This is a genomic window from Micromonospora sp. CB01531 (genome assembly GCF_001905095.1).
Lineage (GTDB): Bacteria > Actinomycetota > Actinomycetes > Mycobacteriales > Micromonosporaceae > Micromonospora.
This window is the reverse complement of the sequence record NZ_LWLS01000128.1, coordinates 1-21,027: the sequence shown is the minus strand read 5'-3', so window position 1 is coordinate 21,027 and position 21,027 is coordinate 1. Positions and strand designations below refer to the sequence as shown.

The following is a 21,027-nucleotide window of genomic DNA, read 5'->3' as shown; positions in this document are numbered from 1 at the left end:
GCTCCCCCGCCGTACCGGACTACTGCACCCTCCTCGGGTCACCGTCTGCCCCTGCAAGGATCAGGTCTTGTCGGTGCATGAGCAGCGGGTACCGGAGGCGGTCCATGGCTGATGGGCTGGAACTGGCGGTCTTGATCGGGCTGCAGGCATCGGGGAAGACCACGTTCTGCCGGCGACTGTTTGCCGGCACTCATCAGGTGGTCAGCAAGGACGCTTTCCCGAACGCCCGCCATCGTCAGCGCCGCCAGATGCGTCTGGTCGATGAGGCGCTGGCCGCGGGGCGTTGTGTCGTGGTGGACAACACCAATCCCTCGCCGCAGGAGTGGCAACCGCTGATCGAGGCCGCTCGCGTCCACGGTGCAAGGACGGTCGGGTACTGGTTCCGGCCCGATCTGCCTGCGGCGCTCGCCCGCAACGCCGCCCGTGAGGATCGGGCCCGGGTGCCTTCCACTCGCTGAGCGTGCTGTCCGGCGCCTGGACTGTGATCAAAGTCGCCGGGGACCAGCACCATGATCAGGCCGTACACACGCAGGGCAGCGTCAGCGCGGCCTGCCCCGCCGGCGGCGCATCAGCCACAGCACCAGCAGTACGCCCACGGCGATAACCGCCAGGCAGCAGACCAGGCCCGCGCCGCCCCGCGGCCTGCTCCCGACGGCCTCGACCACCCGCTCGCCGGTCCCCGTGGACGCCCACGCCGCGACCGGCACGAACGCCGAGAGCACGAGCGCACCAAGGACGGCGACGAGCCGGCGCACCCATTTGTTCCATGCAGTCATGCCCTCATCCTCACCGATCGGGACAACCGGGACATGCAAGATGGGTGGGACAAGAAGTCACCGACACGGCGAAGATCGTTGCGCTGGTACCTGTGCGGTGGCCAGGCCGGTCCTACTCAACGGCGACGTCGATAGTGGGCAGGAACGGGTACGACACCCGGTCGTACCGCAGAGGTGGCCCACTGTCCGACGGCACCGCGACGTCCGGCCGGACGCCTCGATCAATCCGCGACGCGGCTCCGGCTCTGGTAGACGAGGTCCTGATAGTCAGGGTGACGGGCGATCCAGCCCGCATAGAACGGGCAGGTCGGCAGCACAGGGAGGCCGGCTGCACGCGCTTCGTCCAGGGAGGTTCGGACGAGTGCGGCACCGATCCCCCGGCCCTCGTACCGAGGGTCCACCTCGGTGTGCACGAACGCGATCAAGTTGCTCGTTCGGATGTACTCCGCGAACCCCGCCAATGCGCCGTCGAGGCGGGCCTCATAGCGCTTCTCGGCAGGATTGTCGGTGACTTCGAGGGTCTCGCTCATCATGCTTCCTTCGGGTCGAGGATCTCGCTGCGCGCCCCGAACCGAGTTCCGCTCGCGGCACGTGCAACGACAACCACCCTTCCGCCGATTTTCATCCCGATTCCATGTCCGGGGATTAGTGGACATCGACTGGGTCGGGCGACGCAACGTCATCCCGCGAAGCGCCGCCGGGAGCACTCTCCTCGACGCCATCCCACCCCTGATACTCAAGACCGACGCCAGCTCCGAGAGCACCCCGATCGACGTGTTCGCCGGCATCGAGCGCGGTCGACTGCATCGAGGCGTTCTCCAAGACGGACTTGAACCGAAGACCTCCCGAAGAATGGCATCCCAGTCCTGGTCGCGCACGACGACCAGATCGGCCCGATCAACGCGCCCGCGCCGTAGAAGTATTAGGAAAGTTTCCTAATAATGAACGGATGAGGAATCTTCGATACCTTCTCGCGACGTCGGCGACGGCCGTGGCTGTCGCGGCGGGCGTGGTCGTCGGCGCTACCCCCGCCGCCGCAGCCAACCTGCTGGGCAACCCGGGCTTCGAATCGGGCGTGCTCGCACCATGGACCTGCAGTCTCGGCTCGGTCGTCACCACACCAGTGCACACCGGCACGAAAGCGCTGCAGGGCGCGGCGTCAGCCTCCGACACCGCCCAATGCACGCAGACCGTCGCGGTGCTGCCCAACACGGCATACAGCCTCACGGGGTGGGTCCGCGGCAACTACGTGTACCTCGGCATCACTGGCGGGGCGTCGACGTGGACGCCGAGCGCGGCGAACTACACGCAGCTGACCGTGAACTTCACGACGGCGGCCAACCAGAACAGCGTTCAGGTCTACACCCACGGCTGGTACGGCCAGGGCGCGTACTTCGCCGACGACATCTCACTCGACGGTCCGGGCGGCGCCTCGCCACCGGGCGTACCCGGCACCCCGACCGTGGGCTCGACCACGAACACGTCGGTAGCGCTGTCCTGGGGCGCGTCGAGTGGGACCGTGACCGGCTACCGAGTCTACGAAGGCACCACCGTCAAGGCCGACACGACCGCGACGAGCGCCACGATAACCGGCCTGGCCACCTGCTCGACTCACACGTACGCCGTGGCGGCGTACAACGCCAACGGTGAGTCGGCGAAGTCCGGCACGGTCACCATCACCACGACGGGCTGCACGACGTCACCCCCGACTCCGTCGGGCCTGACCGTCACGGGCGCCACGAACACGTCGATCTCGTTGCAGTGGAACGTATCCAGCGGTGCGTCCGGGTACCACGTCTACGAAGGCACGACCCGGGTCGCCACGGGAACCGGCACCACCGCGACGGTCAGCGGGCTGGCCACCTGCTCGACCCACTCGTACACCGTCACGGCGTACAACGGAAATGGTGAGTCGGCCAAGAGCGGCGCGGTGAGCGGGACCACGACGGGATGCGGCACCACCGGACTGCCCAAGCACGCGCTGATCGGGTACCTGCACGCGAGCTTCGCGAACGGCAGCGGCTACATGCGGCTGGCCGACGTGCCGGCGGCGTGGGACATCATCAACTTGTCCTTCGGCGAGCCGACGTCGGTGACCTCCGGCGACATCCGGTTCAACCGGTGCCCGGCGGCCGAATGCCCGAACGTGGAAAGCGACGCCGACTTCATCGCGGCCGTCCGCGCCAAGCAGGCGCAGGGCAAGAAGATCCTGCTGTCGATCGGCGGCCAGAACGGCCAGGTGCAGCTGAACAGCACGGCCGCGCGGGACACGTTCGTCAGCTCGGTGAGCGCCATCATCGACCGCTACGGCCTCAACGGACTGGACGTGGACTTCGAGGGCCACTCCCTGGTCCTCAATGCGGGCGACAACAACGTCGCCAGCCCGACCACGCCGGTCATCGTCAACCTCATCTCCGCCCTGAAGACCCTGAAAGCCCGCTACGGCAGCGGATTCGTGCTGACGATGGCTCCCGAGACGTTCTTCGTCCAGCTCGGATACCAGTTCTACGGCGGCAACTGCGGTGGCTGCGACCGGCGGGCCGGGGCGTACCTGCCCGTCATCTACGCTCTGCGTAACGACATCACGGTCCTGCACGTCCAGGACTACAACTCCGGGCCCATCATGGGCCTGGACAACCAGTACCACACCATGGGCGGCGCGGACTTCCACATCGCCATGACCGACATGCTCGCCGCCGGCTTCCCGGTCGCGGGCACCGGCTTCACGTTCCCCGCCCTCCGCGAGGACCAGATCGCATTCGGCACCCCCGCCGCGGTCAGCGCCGGCAACGGCTTCACCTCGCCCTCGGCAGTCCAGGCCGCCCTCAACTGCCTAGTGCGCGGCACATCCTGCGGGGGGTACGCCCTACGGGGCGGCACGTCACCGAACCTGCGCGGCCTCATGACCTGGTCCATCAACTGGGACCGATACTACGGCTGGGAGTTCATGAACAGCCATGAGCCGTTCCTGAACGCCCTCCCCTAGTTCGTAATCGACGGCTTATTGGCGGATTAAATCCGCCATAACCGGCGCCCGAGTGTCAGTGGGCGCCGATACTCTTCACCGCGCGGAGGACCGGGGTCCGAAGGACTTCTGCACCGGGCCGCCCCAGGCAGTGCATCGCCGAGGGCAACGACCCCGGGCCTTCCGTCCAGACCCCCTATCCGGGACGCGGCCCGGTACCAGGCGCAGCCCGGTTCCCCCACAACGGGCGGCGCCCGGCGTTTACCTGAGCCATTGTCGACGACCCGGAAGGGCCGGGATCGCTGATCCCGATCCCTCGCGCGTCCGGCTGACGTCGGCGAAAGAGTTTTCCCGCTGCCCTCCCGGAGTTCACGCCGCCGCCGCTAGCATCGGTGGCCATGAATGCACAGAGCATCACCCGCGCGCGACCCGGGCGGTTGGTCACGGCGTTCGCGATCGCCGTGACCCTGGTGACCGGCGTGGTGGTGGCAAGCACCTCCGCGTCGGCCGCGACCGCGCTCACCGTCACCCAGGCGCTGGCTGCCCAGGACGGCCGCACCGCCACCGTCACCGGTTACGTCATCGGTCAACCGACGGCGACGAACACGGTGATCACCTCCGGCTACACCGCCGACACCGCGATCGCCATCGCCGACACCGCCGGCGAGACCAGTACGGGCAGGATGCTCTACGTCCAGGTCACGGCGCCGTACCGGAGCGCCTTCGGGCTGCTCACCAACCCGGGCCTGCGGGGCAAACTGGTCACCGCGACCGGCACGCTGACCGCGTACTTCAGCCATGGCGGGCTGAAGGACCCGACCGCGATGACCCTCGGCGGCACCACCCCCAGCCCAACGCCGACCGCCTCACCCACCCCGACCGGCGGCCCGTATGACTCGACCTACTACGCGAGCGCGATCGGCAAGACCGGTACGTCCCTGCGCGCCGCCCTGCACTCGATCACCAAGGTCCAGACGAAGCTCAACTACGACCAGGTGTGGGAGGCGCTGAAGGACACCGACCAGGACCCGGCAAACCCCAACAACGTGATCCTGCTCTACAGTGGCCGCTCGCAGAGCAAGGCCACCAACGGCGGCGCCGTTGACGACTGGAACCGCGAGCACGTCTGGGCCAAGTCGCACGGCGACTTCGGCACCGCCACCGGCCCGGGCACGGACGTGCACCACCTGCGCCCCGAGGACGTCACGGTAAACTCGACGCGCGGCAACAAGGACTTCGACAACGGCGGCAGCGCCGTCGCCCAGTGCCCCGGCTGTTACACCGACGCCGACTCGTTCGAACCGCGCAACGCGGTCAAGGGCGACGTCGCCCGCATGATCATGTACATGGCGATCCGGTACGAGGGCGACGACGGCTGGCCGAACCTGGAGATGAACAACTCCGTCGCCAACGGCACCACCCCGTACCTGGGCCGACTGTCGGTGCTGCTCGCCTGGCACCAGCTCGACCCGCCGGACGCCTTCGAGAAGCGCCGCAACCAGGTCATCTACGACCGCTGGCAGGGCAACCGCAACCCCTTCATAGACCACCCGGAGTGGGCCACCGCCATCTGGGGCTGACCCCTTCGCCGGGCCGCCCGGTACGTCGCAGGTCACCCGCTCGGGGCCGTACGGACCCAGCGGGTGCGGGTACGACGACCGGGTGGCCCGGCCCGGCCTCACCGCGAGGGCTGCCTCCGGCGCGGGATCGCGCCGACGACGACCGGCGCTCGGGGCGAAGATCCCACCCGCAGCGGAACCACGTGATCGGGTGCGCTCATCTGGCGCCGATCGGAACCAGCGCGAACTACAGCGTCTCTGGTCAGCCTAGTGATCCTGAGTCGGTTTGAGTTCCGGGATCGTTCCCACCGTGGCCGCTGAGTAGCTGGGGCCCTGGCGGCCGCGGGGCTAGGGCGTGGCTCATCTGACCGGCCGAGGTCGCGTAGAAGGCGTTCTTGATCCGGCCGTTGTTGCCGCCCGCGGTGGTCCCGGACGTGCTGCTGGCCGCGCCAGCGCCGACAGCATCAGCCAACGCCGCCCGTTTAGGACGGCTGCGCCAGGAGTGGCCACGCCGCTCGGAGTGTGAGGATGACGCCGACGGCTAGGACCAGGCTGGCGGTGAGGATGGGAGTGGCGGTGGTGAGGCGGTCTGCCCAGTTCCCGACACGGTGCTCGAGTCTGCTTGTCAGCCGTCGGTGCAGTCGGACGAGCAGCAGGCCGGCGAGGGTCAGGGTCGCGGCCATTCCGAGGCCGTAGGCGAAGACGAGGATGACACCGAACCAGGTGCGGCCCAGCGCGACGGCTCCGAGCAGGACGATGAGCGCGGACGGGCTGGGCAACATTCCGCCCGCGACGCCCATGCCGACCAGTCCTCCTGCACGGGGATGGCCATGCCGGTGGTGATGATCATGGCTGTAATGATCATGGCTGTGGTGGTCGTGGCTGTGGGAGTCGCCGTGGCCGCCGTGGGCGTGCGTTCCCGAGGAGTTGTGGTGGTGTAGAACGTCCTCGGGTTTCGCCGGCCCGGCGAGGACGAGTTCCTGCGGTTCCTTTCGGCGTGGTCGTGCGGTGAGGGCGCCGGCGAGCAGGCTGGCGCCGATGCCGGCGATAAGGAGACCGCTGAGCGTCCCGAGCCAGCCGAGGAGGGTCTCCCCAGCCAGAGTAGTGGCCGTGGTGAGCAGCAGGCCGACGGCGAGGACGCCAGCGGTGTGGGTTGCGGTGACGGTGGCGCCGACGGTGAGGGCGTCGCGGTAGGTGCCGCGTCGGCCGGCGATGTAGGCGGCCATGACAGTCTTGCCGTGTCCGGGCAGCATCGCATGGCCGGCGCCGAGCAGTAGTGCCAGCGCTACGCCGAGTATGCCGGCTAGTGGGGTCAGCCGGTCAGCGCCGGTGAGGGCGTTGAGCCGGTCACCGAGGGCGCCCATTGACCGGGCGACCGGTCCGGCGACAGGGATGGTGACCTTGTTAGCCGCCGTTGTTCCGGCGCCTGCGCCAGCGGTCTGCAGCCGCACCGATCGTTGGTTGAGCGGAGATGACAGCAGGTTGTCGGGATATTTGCGTAACTCGTCGCTGATGCTGGTGCTCTGGACTGGGGCATTGGTGATGCCGATGTCGTGGCCGGCGGCGGTGATCTCGTGCCAGCCGACGCGGTCGGGCCGGAAGTTGTCCTGAACGTGGATCGTGGTGGCCTTACGGAGATCGACGTTGGCGGTGAGGTGACATTCGGTGCGGCCGGTGGCCAGGTTGGCGGCTCCTGGCCGGTAGGTGAAGGTGCTGGCGGTGACCCGCCATGCGAGGGCCCGGTCGGCGGCTTTGACCGATAGGGCGTCGGCCACTTCCGTACAGGTGGCGTTGGCGTATGTGGTCTGCTCGGCGGGGGTGACAGTGCCGTCGCCGTCGCGGTCGACGGTGGCCTTCTGCTGCAGTGTGGGTATCTCCGCGTCGTCGATGACCGCCAGGTCCTCGATCCGGTCGGGATACAGGTGCAGGCCGTGGTAGTGGTTGACGCTGAAGTTTCCCAGCGGGTGGGCGGCGGCCGGACTCCCGACGCCTATCGCGATGGCCACGGCGGTCACGCTCAGCGCCGTGGCGGCGGCGGGTCGTCGCCGTGTCATCGGCCGCCGCCGAGGGTGTCCAGCAGGTGTCGCGCGACCGGCGCCTGGATGGGGTCGAAGTGCGGGTTGATCTCTAGGGCGAGGCTCAGGTCCGCCCGGGCCTGATCGTGGTCGCCCAGTGCATGGCGGATCGCCCCTTGGTGGTAGTAGAGGGTGGCGTTGCGCCAGCCGAGGCGGGTGGCCTGAAGGGAGTATTGGAGCGCTTCTGCGTCGCGTCCGTTGCGGTGCAAGGCCCAGGCGAGCGTGTCGGCGGTCAGGACGCTGTGGCGGGCGTTCCACTCCGCCTGCGCCTCGCTCAGCGCTTCGGCGGCCTGGTCGTGGTCGGCCAGGAACGCCGCCGCGGAGAGGTGGTCGGCAACGCCGTTGGCGGCGGACAGTTGCCGGGCGGCGTTCACCAGGTCGTACTGTTGGCGGGCCTGGGTGGGCTGGCCGGTGGCGGCGAGCAGGTCACCGTACTCGATCAGCAGTTCGGGCAGCGGGCGGGCCTGCACTGCGCGGGCGTAGTCGGCGAGGGCGTCGGTGCTCTGGCCGAGCGCCGCTCGGGCCTTGCCGCGGCCGGCGTACAGCTGCTGGTAGGTCGGGTCGGCGGTGATGCCGGCGGCGTACTGGCGCAGGGCTTCCTGAGGGTCGCCGTTGTTGAACGCGAGCTCGCCGAGATAGTAGCGGCAGAATGCTCGGTCGGCGGGGGTGGTTGCCTCGGCGAGGGCGCGGTTGAGGGCGTCGCGGGCCTCGGCGACTTGGCCGTGCTGTTCGAAGTCGTAGGACGCGCGGGTGAACGATGACACGCCCGGTTCGACGTCCAGCATCCGCTGCAGCTGCGTGCGAGCGCCGTCGTAGTCGCCGAGTTGGGTGAGGGCGTCGACCAGCACGCCGTGGACGCTGCCTCCGTACGGGTTCAGCGCCTCGGCGCGGCGTCCCCAGTCACGTGCCGCGGTGAAGTCGTGGCGGGCATTAGCCAGCGCGGCCATCCCGGCCATCGCCTGCCAGTTCGTGGCACTCTCCAACTCCAGCGAGCGCCGCAACGCGCCGTCGGCCTTTGGGTAGTACGAGGGGTCGGCGGTGATCCGGGCTTGTTGCACGTAGGCCGACCCGAGTTGGGCCCAGGTCACCCAGTCGTTGGGAAGGCGTTTGAGGCGCCGTTGCGCGGCCGCGACCGCGGAGTCCAGAGCGCTGCCGCCCGTCGTCGCACCGGGCAGCGCCGGGCGCGATTCGTGCTCTCGTGGCACGTGTGTGGAGACGATCGGGGTGCCGACCAGGAGGACGACGCCGGCTAGCAGAAGCACGACGGGCAGTCGGGTGAGTGCGCCTGACGCGGCGGCCAGGCGGCGCCGCCGGCCGGTCACGACCCGCCGCCGGACAGGGTGGCGTAGGCGACGAGGTTGTCCCGGTAGCTGCCCGCCCGCTGGTCGAAGACGCCGGTGCAGGTGATCAGCCGCAGCTCCGCGCGATGGCTCGGGGCGTATACCTCGCCTGAGGGGAAGGTCGCCTTCGGGTACTCGCTGAGCCGGTAGACCCGGAATCGCCATACCTTCCCGGCAATGTCCCGGACTTGCACATCGCCGCCCACCGCGAGGTCCCGCAGCCGGTAGAACACGCCCGGCCCGGTGTACGAGTCCACATGTCCGACGATCACCGCGGGTGGTCCACCCGCCTCACCGGGCATCGGACCACTGGCGTACCAGCCAGCTACCTGATAGTCAGTGGGCGCAGGCAACGCACCATTAGCCTGACGCGCCAGGTCCACGAGCGTGGACCGCACCCCGATCGAGGGAATTGCCAGCTCGGCAGGCTGCGCGGGAGAGCCGGAGCCGGTCCGGCCGGCGCCTGCCTCAGCCGTCACGGTCGGGACGGCAACCACATGGTTGACCGGCGCCCACACCGCCTCCGTCGGTGGCCGCACGGTCGCGGACCGATCCGCGCCTGGAGCCGCAATCATCCCTGCGGCGGTCACCAACAGCAACGCCACCGGGAGCCGGCGAAACCGCCACCGCACCGTCAACCACGTGCGCCCGCCGGCTCGCCCTTTAGCCACCGCGCACATCCGGACAACCTCCTGTGACCTCGAACCATGGGGTGCGGCGCCGGCTACCCACGCAGGCCGGGGCCGGCGCCGCGCCGTCAGTCAGTTCCCGTCCGATCGGGGACTCGTCACCGCCGGCCGGTTGCGTCGGCGCCCGAGCAGTAGACCTGCCCCGAAGAAGCCGGCCGCACCGAGGCCTCCGGCGATCCGGATCCACGTGACGGCTCGCGGCGCGGTGCCGCCAGCGCCGCCGGGCACTCCACCTGACGGCATGCCGTCGGCATCGATCTGGTTCACCGCCACGTTGCTCGGCAGCGCCAGATACGGGAAGGTGTTCCCGAACGGCACGTTGTTGGTGTTGACCTCGTCACCGGCAGCGAGCGCGGGCACCAGTTGGCCCGTCTGAGCCGCGCCCTCGAACGCCTGCAACTCGATGTCCAGCACGTCGTCGGTGAGACGTCGCCCGTTCGGGAAGCCCTGCGGGTCCCCGCCGAGCACGCCCAGCCGATTCGGGTTGGCGGTCACGGGAACACTCATGTTCAACCGGAGCATCTCCGAGGGCACGAACGACGCCGCGTTGACGTCGGCGTTGAGGATCTGCGAGTTCAGGTCGGCCTGGATCGGCGCCTTCGTGTTGTCCAGGGTCGGCGCGTTCTTCGCGATGCCGGTCAGGAAGATCTCGGCGAGGTCGTTGCGGGGCGTCGCCGGCGCCGGAATGTTGTAGAGCTTCTGGATCACCTGCGGCAGTTCGGGGTTGAGGATTCGGTTGATCAGCTGCTGGTTCTTGCTGTCATCCGCCGGCGTGCTGGCGTTGAAGGCGTCCTTCTGGTTTGCGGCCGGCACCAGCTCGTTGACGAGCGGATTACCCAACCGGGACACCTGAACCTGGTCCCCGCCGCCGCTCGGCTGGCTGACCTGCATCCCCTGTTGAGAAGTGGTGCTCCAGATGCCGACGACCGGGTTCCTCGTGTCGTCCCCGTTCAACGCGAGCGCCGACTTGGGCACCTGCAACGCCACGGTCTGCACGTTGTACCCGGCCAGGGTGTCCTGCCCACGCTCGGACAAGTTCCCGCCGTAGATGAGGTCGAACACCCGCAGATCCAGGAAGAACGGATCCTCGGTCTGACCCGCGTACGTCTGACCGCCGCCTTCCACCGGAAGGATCGCCTGCTGCCGCAGCCGCCCGTAGTCCGGCATCGACGCCGGCCCCACATCCGACGGGGCCGCCGTGCCGTCCTGCACCAACACCCGCGACTCACCGCCACGGATCTCGGTCAGCGTGTACTTCTGTTTGAACAACAAGGTCGGATCGGTCAGATTGTTGACCACACCGTTGTTGTGGAGAAACGACGTGCCGTCACGCTTGTCGTCGTTGGTGAAGACCCACCGGTAGGTAATGTCCGCCTTCGCGTCGCCGTTGTTGTCGATGTTGATGTCGTAGTGCGCGCCAGGCTTGAAGAAATAGAAGTTCGGACCACCGTTGGGCTCCTCGAACGGCAGCCAGTTCGCGATCAACGTGACCATGTCCTGCTTGTCGGGGCTCACGAAGGCGTACACGTCGGTGTTGTCCGCCTCCGGGTCTCCCGCGATCAACGGCGCCTCCCGATGGCTCGACGCCCCCGCCACCTCCGACACCAACCCCGCACCGCCGGTTCCCGCGATCAACGCCAGAACGCCGGCGCTGGCGTAGCACGCCCGCGCGCTGCGGCACGAACTCCAACCGATACCGATCCGCACGCCCCACCCCCCATGATCAGGCCGCCCCGAGGCCGAACGCCGGGCACCTGGCTCATTCAAAGCACGCGAGGGGGCAACGTGAGGGGAATCCACGAAAGGCGCACCCCCGATGGCCAGCGAGCAGTAACGTGCCCTGCCCACAGCAACCAAGCCCCGGTCGTCCGGCCCGCGTTATCGGCAGCAACAGCCCGGGCTGGACGCGGGACGATGTGCCCCAACCGTCCATCGCACCGGACGGAACTCTGGCCCCCGATCCACCGTCTGCACCATAAGTCAGCCCAGGCGGAGACCCGCCCGCTCGTCGCGCTGAGTAAAACGACAGGCGACAGGCGCCATGAAACAGGTGCGGCCGGCTCCGCGCGCTCGATCCGCCGCCCTTGCGTCTTTACCGCTGAGACCATCCGCCCCGCCTAGCGCGGCGGCCCTGCGAGGGTAATCATTTCCGCGACAGCACAACAGTCAGCGCCCGAAGCGGCATCGTGTAGGGAAAGGCTGCCCCGGGTGGCCGAACCGCCCGCGGGTATAGCCCAGGTGCCACCGCGCATCGCGCGACGGTGTGAGGTCGGCGACCCGGTGCGGGAGCGGCTCCCAGTCGCGGGCATAAACCGTTGCTCACGAAGGCATCCGGCGGAGGGGAAGTTGGTACGCGATGGGCAGCGAACCCCCCAGTACCACCAGCATCCCGAGCACTAACGCTCCCGCGGCCGCCTCACGCTGAATCCGCAGCAGGCGGAAGTCGGGGGCCCCTCTCAGCTCCACCCCGAGGAGATCCACATGCCTCCGAAGCGCCGTACATTCCTGCGCAGCGGACTGGGCCGCCGTCTGATTCGCCCTGGCAGCGGCCCGGGCGTCGCCACGCCGGCCTGGGACACTCCCGTACCTTTCCCCAGCCGGCTCGTAGACAGCGCCGTCTACACCCGCGGTCACCGGTGCGCCTCCCCGCGCAGTCTCGCCGAGACATACCAGTGCCTGCACGAGCAGGATAACGCGATGGCCTGGATCGGGCTCTACCGGCCTGATCCCGACCAAATCGCCTCCCTCGCCCGAGAGTTCAAGCTGCACGACCTCGCCGTCGAGGACGCCATCACCGCACACCAGCGGCCCAAGCTCGAACGATACGGCGACACCCTCTTCGTGGTGCTGCGCGCCGCCCGCTACGACGACGAGCGCGAAGAGGTCGAATTCAGCGAGCTGCACCTGTTCATCGGGCCCGGCTTCGTCATCACCGTCCGGCACGGCGAGGCACCCGACCTCGCCACCGTTCGACGGCGCATGGAAGCCGACCCCGAGATGCTCACCCGCGGCCCCGAGGCCGTCCTCTACGCGATCCTCGATCAGGTCGTCGACGGATATGCCCCCGTCGTCGCCGGCCTGGAGAACGACATCGACGAGATCGAGACGGAGGTCTTTGGCGGCGACCCGAAGGTCAGCCGCCGTATCTACGAACTCAGCCGCGAGGTCATCGAGTTCCAACGCGCCGCCCGACCCCTCCTCGGCGTGCTGGACGCCCTCAGCGCCGGCTTCGCCAAGTACGGCACCGAGGAGGAACTGCAGCGCTACCTGCGCGACGTCGCCGACCACCTCACCCAGGTCGTCGAACGCGTCGACGGGTTCCGGCACCTGCTGCAGAACATCCTCACCGTCAACGCCACCCTCGTGTCCCAGCAGCAGAACGAGGAGATGCGCAGTCTCACCGCCGCGAGCTACGAACAGAACGAAGAGATCAAGAAGATCTCCTCGTGGGCCGCCATCCTGTTCGCGCCCACCCTCATCGGCACCGTGTACGGGATGAACTTCGACCACATGCCGGAGCTCAAATGGCACTACGGCTACCTCTTCGCCGTTGCGCTCATGGGGCTGGTCTGCGGCGGCCTCTACCTCATCTTCAAACGCCGCAACTGGCTCTGACCTCGGCCCATCACCAAGCGATGGATCATGCAGGTCGAGCCGGCCCAGGCGACGCAGGGCACCCTCCCCCACCCGGCCCCACAACCGAGCGGGCAAGCGTCCGGAGGGACATGTACCAACCGACCTGATAAGGCTGCCCCGCGCAGCCCACCGACACCAGAACGTGAACACGATCAGCACATTCACCACCGCTGGCCACCGGCCACGAGGAGCCGCACTGGGCGCAGGACTCCACCTGCACGCCCCCGCGGCCCCACCATGGTGGGAAACGATCCCGGAAGCTCAGTCCGACTCAGGATCGCTTAGCTGATCGGTGACGCTGCGGGACATGCCGGTGGCGTCGGCGGCCTCTTCTCGGCTGACCGGGTGCCCGGCTCGGCGACGTAGTCGTACAGCGCCCGCCGGGACGGGTCGACCCGGGCTGTCATGCCGGCCCAGGCGTCGTGCGCGTCACCCCACCGACAATAACACCAATCCATGCTATTGAAATTACCGCCCGCAGGGCACAGGATGGACATTAACGATAGCGCCGGTTGGTGAAAATGCTGGGAGGTGGACGGCGTGGATCGGGTCATGGACCAGGCCAAACGGCCGGTGATCGGGCTGGCCGGCGGGTACGGGCATCCACTGCACCCGGCGCTGGTAGCGGTGCCTATCGGCGCGTGGATCGCCAGCTTCGTCTTCGACATCGCCTCGCACCTGGTCCCGGACCCGGGGTTCTTGACCCAGGGCTCACGGTGGCTGATCGCGCTCGGGGTGCTCGGCGCCCTAGCGGCAGCGATGTTCGGATTCCTCGACCTCTTCGCCATCCCCACGGGCACCAAGGCGTTCCGGACCGGCCTGCTGCACATGTCGATCAACCTGGGCGTCACCGTGCTGTACGCGGTCGGCTTCATCATCCGCGGCGGACCGGCCGCCGGGCCTGTGGGCTGGACACCGCTGGTCCTGTCCGCCGTAGCGCTGGCGGGGTTGGGGGTGGCCGGGTATCTGGGCGGGAAGTTGGCCTACCACTACGGCGTGCGGGTGGCCGACGAGGCGACCCAGGCAGCCGGCTACACCCGCACCGCCACAAGCAAGTCCACCATTTCGAAGGAGGAGTGGGTCTGATGGCTGTCGCCGCACTGATCACCTGGCTGGTCACCGCCGTCGGTGGGTTCGTCATGCTGGGTATCTGGATCTCCCGGGGCGGCCACCGACCCGACAGTGGCACCCGGCTGGCACCCGGCCTGGTGTTCGGCCACTTCGCCCTCGCCGCGATCGGCCTGGTGCTGTGGATCGTCTACCTCGCCGTGGACAAGACCGCTCTCGCGTGGGTGGCGTTCGCGCTGCTGCTGCCGGTGGCGCTGCTCGGGTTCACGATGCTGGCCCGCTGGATCCCAGCCCGCCGCGCTGGCACCGCCGAGTCCCGCTTCCCGGTCCCCGTCGTGGTCGGGCACGGCCTGTTCGCCGCCGCGACCCTGGTCCTGGTGCTGCTGGCCGCCCTCGGCGTAGGCGGCAGCTGACATGACGCTGACCCCACTGCATGTGCCCCGGCGACGGCCCGCCCGGGACCTGGCCGCGGCCGAGGTGCTGGCGCAGCAACTCATCGGCGATGTCGCAGCCGTAGGTGGGGTGCACCGCGCGCCAGGACAGCCAGTGGTGCGCGGCGCGTCGAAGCGGTAGCTGCCCATCGCCGCGACCAACTCGTGAGGCGGGGGAACCCGGCTCGGTTCTGACCTTCTGGCCGGGTTCAGCGCCGTACGTGAACCGGCGGACCAGCACTTCGATCACCACGGTGCAGACTCCCAGCGCGACATCGCGGAGCCGTCGACCGTATCGGCCGTGGACACGCCCCGACCGTGTCGTGCAACGAGGGCAGCGTCGTCTGCCTGGTCGTGCACGTACCGAAACCAGCGCTTTTGGCACCGTACACGGTTCACCCGCCCCGGCCGACGCCCGTGAACGTCCCCAACTGCCCGGCGTCCGGGGCGACACCCCCACCCGCACGCCGGTGTGGCGACGGGGGAACATAGCGCATGCTCGAAGGCCTTGACGACATCGAGTGGCGGCGGCTCGGCCACGCCTACGGGGCGGCCGACGACCTGCCCGACCAGATCCGCGCCCTGCGATCGCCCGATCCGGCTGAGCGAGACGACGCCCTCGGCACCCTTTACACCAACATCTTCCACCAGGGCAGCCGGTACCAGGCGAGCGCCTACGCGGTGCCGTTCCTGCTGGAACTGCTCGCCGACTCCGCCACTCCGGACCCGGCGGCGATACTCGCCCTGCTGACCTCCCTGGCGGTCGGCAACGACGAGAACTTCCTGCCGGACGGTTTCCCGGTGACCGACTACCGCCGGGCCGCCGAAGGCGGGCGAGAGCTGCTCGCCGCCAAGCCACCCTCCTGGACCGGCGAGGACGAGGCGAAGAAGGACTACGTCGAATACGCGTACGTCCAGTCCCTGACCGCAGAGGAGCAGAACCGGCTGTGGTCGTACATCGAACTGGCGGTGTACGACGCGGTACAGGCCGGGGTGCCGCTGCTTCGCAGCCTGCTGGGCCACCCTGATCCGGGGGTGCGAATCGGGGCGGCGCACGCCCTCGCCTGGTTCCCGGAGGAGGCCACCGGCAGCCTGCCCGCGCTGACTCACCCGACCGCGGCCAGACTGGAGCCCGACCGGGCGGAGGTCGTACCGGAGCCCGGTCCGGTGGCCACCATGCTGGTGGCCTCCGGGTTGCTTGGCGCCGCGCCAGACATCCGGTTGCTGGCCGACCCGCACCCGCTGGTCCGCTGGGCGGCGGCGATCGGGCGGGCCCGGGTACTGGGGTGAAGAGGCCGACCAGGCGACCGTTGACGAACTGTTGGCCTGGACAGCCGCCCCACCCGATGACAGGGTGAACCCGCCGACGGACGCGGAGTGGGTGCCGTTCCTCAATGGAGACCTGGATGGGTACGCCGGACTCGCCCTGCGGCAGCTCGGCACCCAGCACACGGACCGCGCCTTCGACGCGATGCTCCGCCGGCTGCCCACCGTCAGCGGCAACCGGGTCGGGCACGGCCTCATCGGCATGCGCGAACGAGTCGGCCTATACGGCGGCTCCCTCGATACGGCAGGTACGCCCGGAGGTGGCTTTACCGTGACGGCACGGCTGCCGCTGGACGCGGCCCAGCCATGATCCGGGTCCTGCTCGTCGACGACCAAGCCCTTGTGCGCGGCGGTTTCCGCTCCATTCTCGACGGCCAAGAGGACATCGAGGTGGTTGGCGAGGCGGCCGACGGCAGGGAGGCCATCGACTTGACGCGTAAGCTGCTGCCCGACGTCATCCTCATGGACATCCGCATGCCGCGGCTGGACGGAATCGCGGCGACGCGCCGCCTGCTGGACGGCGGCTGCGCGGCGCGTGTACTCATCCTCACCACCTTCGACGAGGATGAGTACGTCTATCAGGCGCTGCGCGCCGGGGCGAGCGGCTTCCTGCTCAAGAGCGCCCCACCGCGCGAGCTGGCCGGGGCTGTGCGCACGGTCGCCGAAGGCGAGGCGGTGCTGGCACCGGAGATCACCCGGCGGATGATCTAGGAGTACATCCATCGACCCCGGCCGGGCACCACCCGGAGCGCCGGGCTCGAGAGGTTGACCTCGCGCGAACTTGAGGTGCTGGGGCTCATCGCCCGCGGTCGTTCCAATGCCGGAATCGGCGCAGAGTTGTACCTCAGCGAGGCGACGGTCAAGACCCACGTCACCCGCATCCTTGCCAAGCTGGGCCTGCGCGATCGGGTCCAGGCTGTCGTCTTCGCCTACGAGTGCGGACTCGTCCAGCCTGGGCGCTGACCCAGGTGCGTCCTCGTCAGAGCCACCATCTCGCAGCCGGCCACGCGTCTGCTGTTCGCCATAGGATGGCCATGGCACCCGTCGTAACCGCAGCAATGGGACGGCGCGCACCGCCGCCAAGGCCCGCCACCTCGCCGCCCGTCCGGCCGCCAGCGTCGCGCACATGCGTGGCGAGGACCTGGGCGCCGAGGCATCGACAAGCTCACCGCCAAGCGACCCCAAGCTAGTACGGCAGCCGCCGTTTGAGATTCCGCTGATGGAGGCGGATAGACGTGGCGCGGCCATCGGGTGATCGTCTGCACGTTGTGGACGTGACGTCAGATCTGGCGGTGGTCGCGAGCCACCGCGTAGACCCTGCTGCGTGGGAGCAGGTCCTGGCCGGGGCTCGGGTCGTTCGCGGGCCGGTTCGGTGACCCGACCGCGGGCCGGTTCGGTGACCCGACCGCGGTCCTGGTGGTCGACGAGACCGGTGACTTGAAGAAGGGCGTGCACACCGTCGGGGACCGGCCGGGGAAGCTAACTGGCGGCGGGTGGAGCAGGACGACGGGGCGGCAGGTAGTGGGGGCGACTGAATGAGGGAACCTTCCGTCGCGCTATTTGCACCGCTCACCGCATTTTGTGGGCCGCTCACAGTTCGAGCGACATAGATGGGGACCGCGTGATGACACCGGGGAGAAGGATGCGCGATACCGCCTGAAGTATCCGATGCAGCAGGTCAAGGAGGAACAGCATGTCCCCCACTGCGGATTTTCCGGCCGATGACCTCACGGAGCCGGACCGCCCGCGTGCCTGCGGCCCCACCGGCTCGCGATTCACCCCGTCCCGCCGAACCGTACTCAAGGCTGGTGCGGGTGCCGTACTGGCAGCGGCCTTTACTCAAGCGGCTGTCCCGAATGCCCGCGCCGGCAGCCCCGACCGGGGCGGCAACACCCGCGTCGACACCGGAACCGACTTCGCCGTCGCACCGTCTCCGGACGGGCGCATGCTCGCGTTCGACATGCTCGGGGTGCTGTGGGTCGTCTCCGCCTCGGGCGGCACCGCGCGCCGCCTGACGTCCGACCTGTACGACGTCGCCCAGCCGGACTGGTCGCCCGATGGGTCCACGATCGTGTTCCAGTCGTACCGGGATGGAGTGTTCAACCTGTGGGCAATCCGCCCCGACGGGTCAGGCATCACCCAACTGACGAAGGGCCCGTTCGACCACCGCGAACCAAGGTTCAGTCCCGACGGGCGTCGCATCGCCTACTCGTCCGACGAGGGCGGCTCGTACGGCATCCATGTGCTCGACCTCGCCACAGGCTCCACTGGAGCCTTGGCCGAGACTGCGGCCGAGGAGTACGAGCCGGCTTGGTCACCGGATGGTTCTCGCATCGCTTTCGTCGTAGCGGACACCCGCATCGATGTCGTCGAGGTCGCCACCGGTGCCCGCACCACGGCGGTCACGGTACCGGCCGGGCAGGTGATCCACCAGCCGTCGTTCCTGCCGAACGGAACCGACATCGCCTACCACCTGCTCACTGTAGGCCGCAACGAGCTGGCCTCGACGGCAGGCACCTTGGTCACCGGTGAGGAGGTGTACCCATTCCAGGCCAGGTTCACTGCCGACGGCCGGTACCACTACAGCTCGGCCGGCAAGATCCGCACGCGTCGCCTCGGCTCGGCCACCGCCGGGACCGTCGGATTCACCGCAGCGCTGACAGCCACGGTCGCGAAGTACCGCAAGACCACCCGGGTGTTCGACGCACCAGGCACCTTCCCAGTCATTGGCGTCGGTTCCCCGGCGGTGTCCCCGGACGGGACCATGGTCGCGTTCCGCGCCCTGAACGACATCTACCTGATGCGGGTCGGGGAGAAGCCGGTACCCCTGTTCGGGGACCGCTGGTGGAAGGCCGACCCGGACTTCTCGCCGGACGGTCAGCAGCTGGCCTATGTCAGCGACCGAACCGGCACCTTGAACATCTGGGTCCGGAACCTGAGCTCCGGGGTCGACCGGCGGCTGACCTACCTGACCGATTCCGCGGCCCTGTCGGTGCGGTGGTCGCCAAGCGGTGAAGAGATCGCCTATTCGACCAGGACGGCGGCCTGTGGGTACTGAACGTGCCCACCGGCGACGTGCAGCAGGTCTTCGGCGCGACGTTCGAGCCGGGCCGGCCCACGTGGTCCCCGGACGGGAGGATGATCGCCCTGGCGGCCGTCATGCCCTACTCACGCCGCTACCGGGAGGGTCTGTCGAAGATCCTCGTGGTCGACCGTGCCACGGGCGCCGGCCGGTACGTCGACCCCGCCCCGCACAGGTCGCTGCAGACCCGCGGTGACGACGGGCCCGTCTGGTCCCCGGACGGGACGATGCTCGCATTCGCGATGGAGTCGTTGATCTGGGTGCTCCCGGTCGACCAGAGCGGGCACCCGACCGGGCCGGCACGCCAGGTCACGAGGGACCTGTCCGACGCACCAGTCTGGGCGGGCGGCTCTTCCACGCTCATGTACCTGTCCGGTGGTCAGCTGAAGACGGTCCATGTTGACGGCAGGGCCGGCCGGACGATCCCGGTCCAGCTGCGCTGGCGCAACGACCCCGGCCCCGACCAGGTCGTGATCCACGCAGGCCGAATGTGGGACGGGTCGTCCGCGACAGTGGCCCGCGATGTCGACATCATCGTGCGAGGCCAGCGGATCGTTGCGGTCGAGCCGCACCGCGAGGGCCGCAGCGGCAGCGTCATCGACGCCAGCGACCGGTTCGTCATGCCCGGACTGATCGACATCCACCACCATCGCGAGATGCAGGGCTACGCGTACGGGTCGCGGCAGGGGCCGCTGTGGCTCGCGCTCGGCATCACCACGACCCGCTCACCCGGCTCCCCGGCCTACCACATGGTCGAGGAACGCGAATCGGTCCAGTGCGGCGCCCGACTGGCGCCGCGCTATCTGGCCACCGGCGAGGCCGTGGACGGGCCTCGCATCTACTACAACTTCATGCGCCCGACATTCACCCACGCTCAACTGGCGCTCGAGCTGGAACGGGCGGCCAAGCTCGACTACGACCTGATGAAGTGCTACGTGCGGCTACCGGTCGTGTGGCACAAGGAGGTCATCCAGTGGGCACACCGGCAGGGCAAGCCGGTCACGTCGCACTACCACTACCCCGCGATCGCAATGGGCGGCGACGGAACCGAGCACGTCGGCGCCACGAACCGGTTCGGCTACTCCCGGACCGTCACGAACGTCGGATCGGCGTATTCCGACGTCATCGCCATGTTCAACGCGTCGAAGATGGCCCGCACGCCAACCCTGTTCGTGTCGTCGACCCTGTACCGGGAGGACATCTCCCTCGTCACCGACGAACGAGTCCGGCGACTCTACCCGAACTGGCGAATGGAGAAACTGCAGGCATCGGTCACCTCTGCGCAGACGACGGACCAGACCGCCACCCGGCACAACCTTGCCAACCAAGTCGCGCAACTGGTCGCGATGGTCCGTGGTGGTGGCGTCGTCACCGCCGGGACCGACGCCCCGATCGATCACCTGGCCATCAGCCTGCACATGAACATGCGCGCGATGGTGAAGTACGGGCTCACGCCGCTGGAGACCCTGACCAGCGCAACGTCGACGTCGGGGGATTTCCTCGGGCAGCCAATCGGCCGAATCGGCAGGGGCATGCTGGCGGACCTGGCCATCGTCGACGGCGACCCGCTGACTCGGATTGAGGACGCCGCGAACGTCACCGCGGTCGTCGTGGGTGGACGGCATCACACCGTCGCAGACTTGATCGCCCCCTACCCGACCTCCACGACGACCAATCAGCCGCTACCGGCGGCATCAGCACCCATGGGCAAGGTCAAGCAGCGCGTGCCCGCACACGCCAGCACGGTCGCGTACTGGTGGAACACCATGGAGGAGCTCGAACGGGCCCGGATCTCCTGCGGCCACGACCACTAACTTGATCTTTAACCCTTGCGGCGTGGCCTCGGGTTATTCGAAGTCTTCGTTTTCTTCGTGCCACCTTTCGGTTTTGTGCTGGTGGCGGCGGTGACGATGTGGACGTCGTGGCGGGCTGCCGGGTGGCGGTTGCGTAGTCCGGGTGGTCGGCCGGGCCCTGGCCGGGAAGGTTTCGGTGCGCAGGCGGGACTGCCCGCTTTGTTGCGCAGGTGCCGAAATGCGCGGCGGACGCGGGCGGGGGTGAGTCGCTCGGGTGGTGCGGGGCG

At 68.7% G+C, this 21,027-nt stretch carries 17 protein-coding genes and 3 pseudogenes; 13 read left to right on the top strand and 7 right to left on the bottom strand.

What is annotated here, in order from left to right; all coding sequences use genetic code 11:
- Nucleotides 1-104 precede the first annotated feature (104 nt).
- Nucleotides 105-458, top strand: a complete 354-nt coding sequence (locus tag A6A27_RS39175; protein ID WP_083673221.1) for an ATP-binding protein — start codon at nucleotides 105-107, stop codon at nucleotides 456-458.
- Nucleotides 459-539: 81 nt separating this feature from the next.
- Here the strand turns inward: A6A27_RS39175 and A6A27_RS39170 are convergent, their stop codons facing one another.
- Nucleotides 540-776 (bottom strand): hypothetical protein, encoded by a 237-nt coding sequence (locus A6A27_RS39170; protein WP_073839718.1) that lies wholly within the window; start codon nucleotides 774-776, stop codon nucleotides 540-542.
- A 221-nt stretch (nucleotides 777-997) separates the two neighbouring features.
- Nucleotides 998-1,432, bottom strand: coding sequence for a GNAT family N-acetyltransferase (locus A6A27_RS39165; RefSeq protein ID WP_338013335.1), 435 nt, complete (start codon nucleotides 1,430-1,432; stop codon nucleotides 998-1,000).
- A gap of 293 nt (nucleotides 1,433-1,725) precedes the next feature.
- On the opposite strand from A6A27_RS39165, the pseudogene A6A27_RS47260 reads away from it, so the two are divergent.
- The 3 genes and pseudogenes from A6A27_RS47260 to A6A27_RS39155 all read left to right on the top strand — a co-directional run.
- A pseudogene (locus A6A27_RS47260) lies at nucleotides 1,726-2,139 on the top strand (carbohydrate binding domain-containing protein); the annotation flags it as partial.
- Nucleotides 2,140-2,181: 42 nt separating this feature from the next.
- Nucleotides 2,182-3,762 (top strand): chitinase, encoded by a 1,581-nt coding sequence (locus A6A27_RS47880; RefSeq protein ID WP_443190038.1) that lies wholly within the window; start codon nucleotides 2,182-2,184, stop codon nucleotides 3,760-3,762.
- A 377-nt stretch (nucleotides 3,763-4,139) separates the two neighbouring features.
- Nucleotides 4,140-5,321, top strand: coding sequence for an endonuclease (locus tag A6A27_RS39155; protein WP_073839716.1), 1,182 nt, complete (start codon nucleotides 4,140-4,142; stop codon nucleotides 5,319-5,321).
- Between the two features lie 461 nt (nucleotides 5,322-5,782).
- Here the strand turns inward: A6A27_RS39155 and A6A27_RS39150 are convergent, their stop codons facing one another.
- The 4 genes from A6A27_RS39150 to A6A27_RS39135 form a co-directional block, all read right to left on the bottom strand.
- Nucleotides 5,783-7,354, bottom strand: a complete 1,572-nt coding sequence (locus tag A6A27_RS39150) for an urease accessory protein UreH domain-containing protein (RefSeq protein ID WP_198940646.1) — start codon at nucleotides 7,352-7,354, stop codon at nucleotides 5,783-5,785.
- On the bottom strand, nucleotides 7,351-8,637 hold the full coding sequence (locus A6A27_RS39145; RefSeq protein ID WP_143194414.1) for a tetratricopeptide repeat protein: 1,287 nt from the start codon (nucleotides 8,635-8,637) through the stop codon (nucleotides 7,351-7,353). The genes A6A27_RS39150 and A6A27_RS39145 overlap by 4 nt, the downstream gene beginning before the upstream one ends.
- Before the next feature lie 56 nt (nucleotides 8,638-8,693).
- Nucleotides 8,694-9,290 (bottom strand): sortase domain-containing protein, encoded by a 597-nt coding sequence (locus A6A27_RS39140; RefSeq protein WP_073839724.1) that lies wholly within the window; start codon nucleotides 9,288-9,290, stop codon nucleotides 8,694-8,696.
- 186 nt (nucleotides 9,291-9,476) lie between these two features.
- Nucleotides 9,477-11,252 carry a DUF4331 domain-containing protein gene (locus tag A6A27_RS39135; RefSeq protein WP_241825672.1) on the bottom strand — a complete coding sequence of 592 codons (1,776 nt, stop codon included), beginning with the start codon at nucleotides 11,250-11,252 and terminating at the stop codon, nucleotides 9,477-9,479.
- A 633-nt stretch (nucleotides 11,253-11,885) separates the two neighbouring features.
- Between A6A27_RS39135 and corA the strand changes: the two genes are divergently transcribed.
- The 9 genes and pseudogenes from corA to A6A27_RS43925 all read left to right on the top strand — a co-directional run bounded on the left by corA (nucleotide 11,886) and on the right by A6A27_RS43925 (nucleotide 20,761).
- Nucleotides 11,886-13,019, top strand: a complete 1,134-nt coding sequence (gene corA / locus A6A27_RS39130; RefSeq protein ID WP_083673215.1) for a magnesium/cobalt transporter CorA — start codon at nucleotides 11,886-11,888, stop codon at nucleotides 13,017-13,019.
- A 561-nt stretch (nucleotides 13,020-13,580) separates the two neighbouring features.
- A complete protein-coding gene (locus tag A6A27_RS39120) occupies nucleotides 13,581-14,126 on the top strand; it encodes a DUF2231 domain-containing protein (protein ID WP_198940645.1) in 546 nt (181 codons plus the stop codon).
- The gene (locus tag A6A27_RS39115) at nucleotides 14,126-14,521 is read left to right on the top strand and encodes a hypothetical protein (RefSeq protein WP_073839713.1); all 396 of its coding nucleotides are present in this window, start codon (nucleotides 14,126-14,128) and stop codon (nucleotides 14,519-14,521) included. Before A6A27_RS39120 ends, A6A27_RS39115 begins: the two co-directional genes overlap by 1 nt.
- A 1-nt stretch (nucleotide 14,522) precedes the next feature.
- Nucleotides 14,523-14,681: a hypothetical protein gene (locus A6A27_RS44685; RefSeq protein WP_158074139.1), complete on the top strand. Its 159-nt coding sequence runs from the start codon at nucleotides 14,523-14,525 to the stop codon at nucleotides 14,679-14,681.
- Between the two features lie 353 nt (nucleotides 14,682-15,034).
- Complete coding sequence (locus tag A6A27_RS39110) at nucleotides 15,035-15,829, top strand: HEAT repeat domain-containing protein (protein WP_073839712.1); 795 nt, start codon at nucleotides 15,035-15,037, stop codon at nucleotides 15,827-15,829.
- A gap of 64 nt (nucleotides 15,830-15,893) precedes the next feature.
- Nucleotides 15,894-16,175 (top strand): hypothetical protein, encoded by a 282-nt coding sequence (locus tag A6A27_RS47875; protein WP_073839711.1) that lies wholly within the window; start codon nucleotides 15,894-15,896, stop codon nucleotides 16,173-16,175.
- A pseudogene (locus A6A27_RS39100) lies at nucleotides 16,172-16,828 on the top strand (response regulator). Before A6A27_RS47875 ends, A6A27_RS39100 begins: the two are co-directional and overlap by 4 nt.
- A 730-nt stretch (nucleotides 16,829-17,558) precedes the next feature.
- Complete coding sequence (locus A6A27_RS43930) at nucleotides 17,559-18,923, top strand: PD40 domain-containing protein (RefSeq protein ID WP_143194413.1); 1,365 nt, start codon at nucleotides 17,559-17,561, stop codon at nucleotides 18,921-18,923.
- 2 nt (nucleotides 18,924-18,925) lie between these two features.
- Complete coding sequence (locus tag A6A27_RS43925; RefSeq protein WP_143194412.1) at nucleotides 18,926-20,761, top strand: amidohydrolase family protein; 1,836 nt, start codon at nucleotides 18,926-18,928, stop codon at nucleotides 20,759-20,761.
- 8 nt (nucleotides 20,762-20,769) lie between these two features.
- Here A6A27_RS43925 and A6A27_RS47250 read toward each other — a convergent pair.
- Nucleotides 20,770-21,027 (bottom strand): annotated as a pseudogene (locus A6A27_RS47250) (NF041680 family putative transposase); the annotation flags it as partial.

Coding starts and splice junctions, on each gene's coding strand:
- A6A27_RS39110 (WP_073839712.1), top strand. CDS start 15,035: ATGCTCGAAGGCCTTGACGACATCGAGTGGCGGCGGCTCGGCCACGCC.
- A6A27_RS43930 (WP_143194413.1), top strand. CDS start 17,559: ATGTCCCCCACTGCGGATTTTCCGGCCGATGACCTCACGGAGCCGGAC.
- A6A27_RS39155 (WP_073839716.1), top strand. CDS start 4,140: ATGAATGCACAGAGCATCACCCGCGCGCGACCCGGGCGGTTGGTCACG.
- A6A27_RS39175 (WP_083673221.1), top strand. CDS start 105: ATGGCTGATGGGCTGGAACTGGCGGTCTTGATCGGGCTGCAGGCATCG.
- A6A27_RS39170 (WP_073839718.1), bottom strand. CDS start 776: ATGACTGCATGGAACAAATGGGTGCGCCGGCTCGTCGCCGTCCTTGGT.
- A6A27_RS39115 (WP_073839713.1), top strand. CDS start 14,126: ATGGCTGTCGCCGCACTGATCACCTGGCTGGTCACCGCCGTCGGTGGG.
- A6A27_RS39150 (WP_198940646.1), bottom strand. CDS start 7,354: ATGACACGGCGACGACCCGCCGCCGCCACGGCGCTGAGCGTGACCGCC.
- corA (WP_083673215.1), top strand. CDS start 11,886: ATGCCTCCGAAGCGCCGTACATTCCTGCGCAGCGGACTGGGCCGCCGT.
- A6A27_RS39140 (WP_073839724.1), bottom strand. CDS start 9,290: ATGATTGCGGCTCCAGGCGCGGATCGGTCCGCGACCGTGCGGCCACCG.
- A6A27_RS44685 (WP_158074139.1), top strand. CDS start 14,523: ATGACGCTGACCCCACTGCATGTGCCCCGGCGACGGCCCGCCCGGGAC.
- A6A27_RS39165 (WP_338013335.1), bottom strand. CDS start 1,432: ATGTCCACTAATCCCCGGACATGGAATCGGGATGAAAATCGGCGGAAG.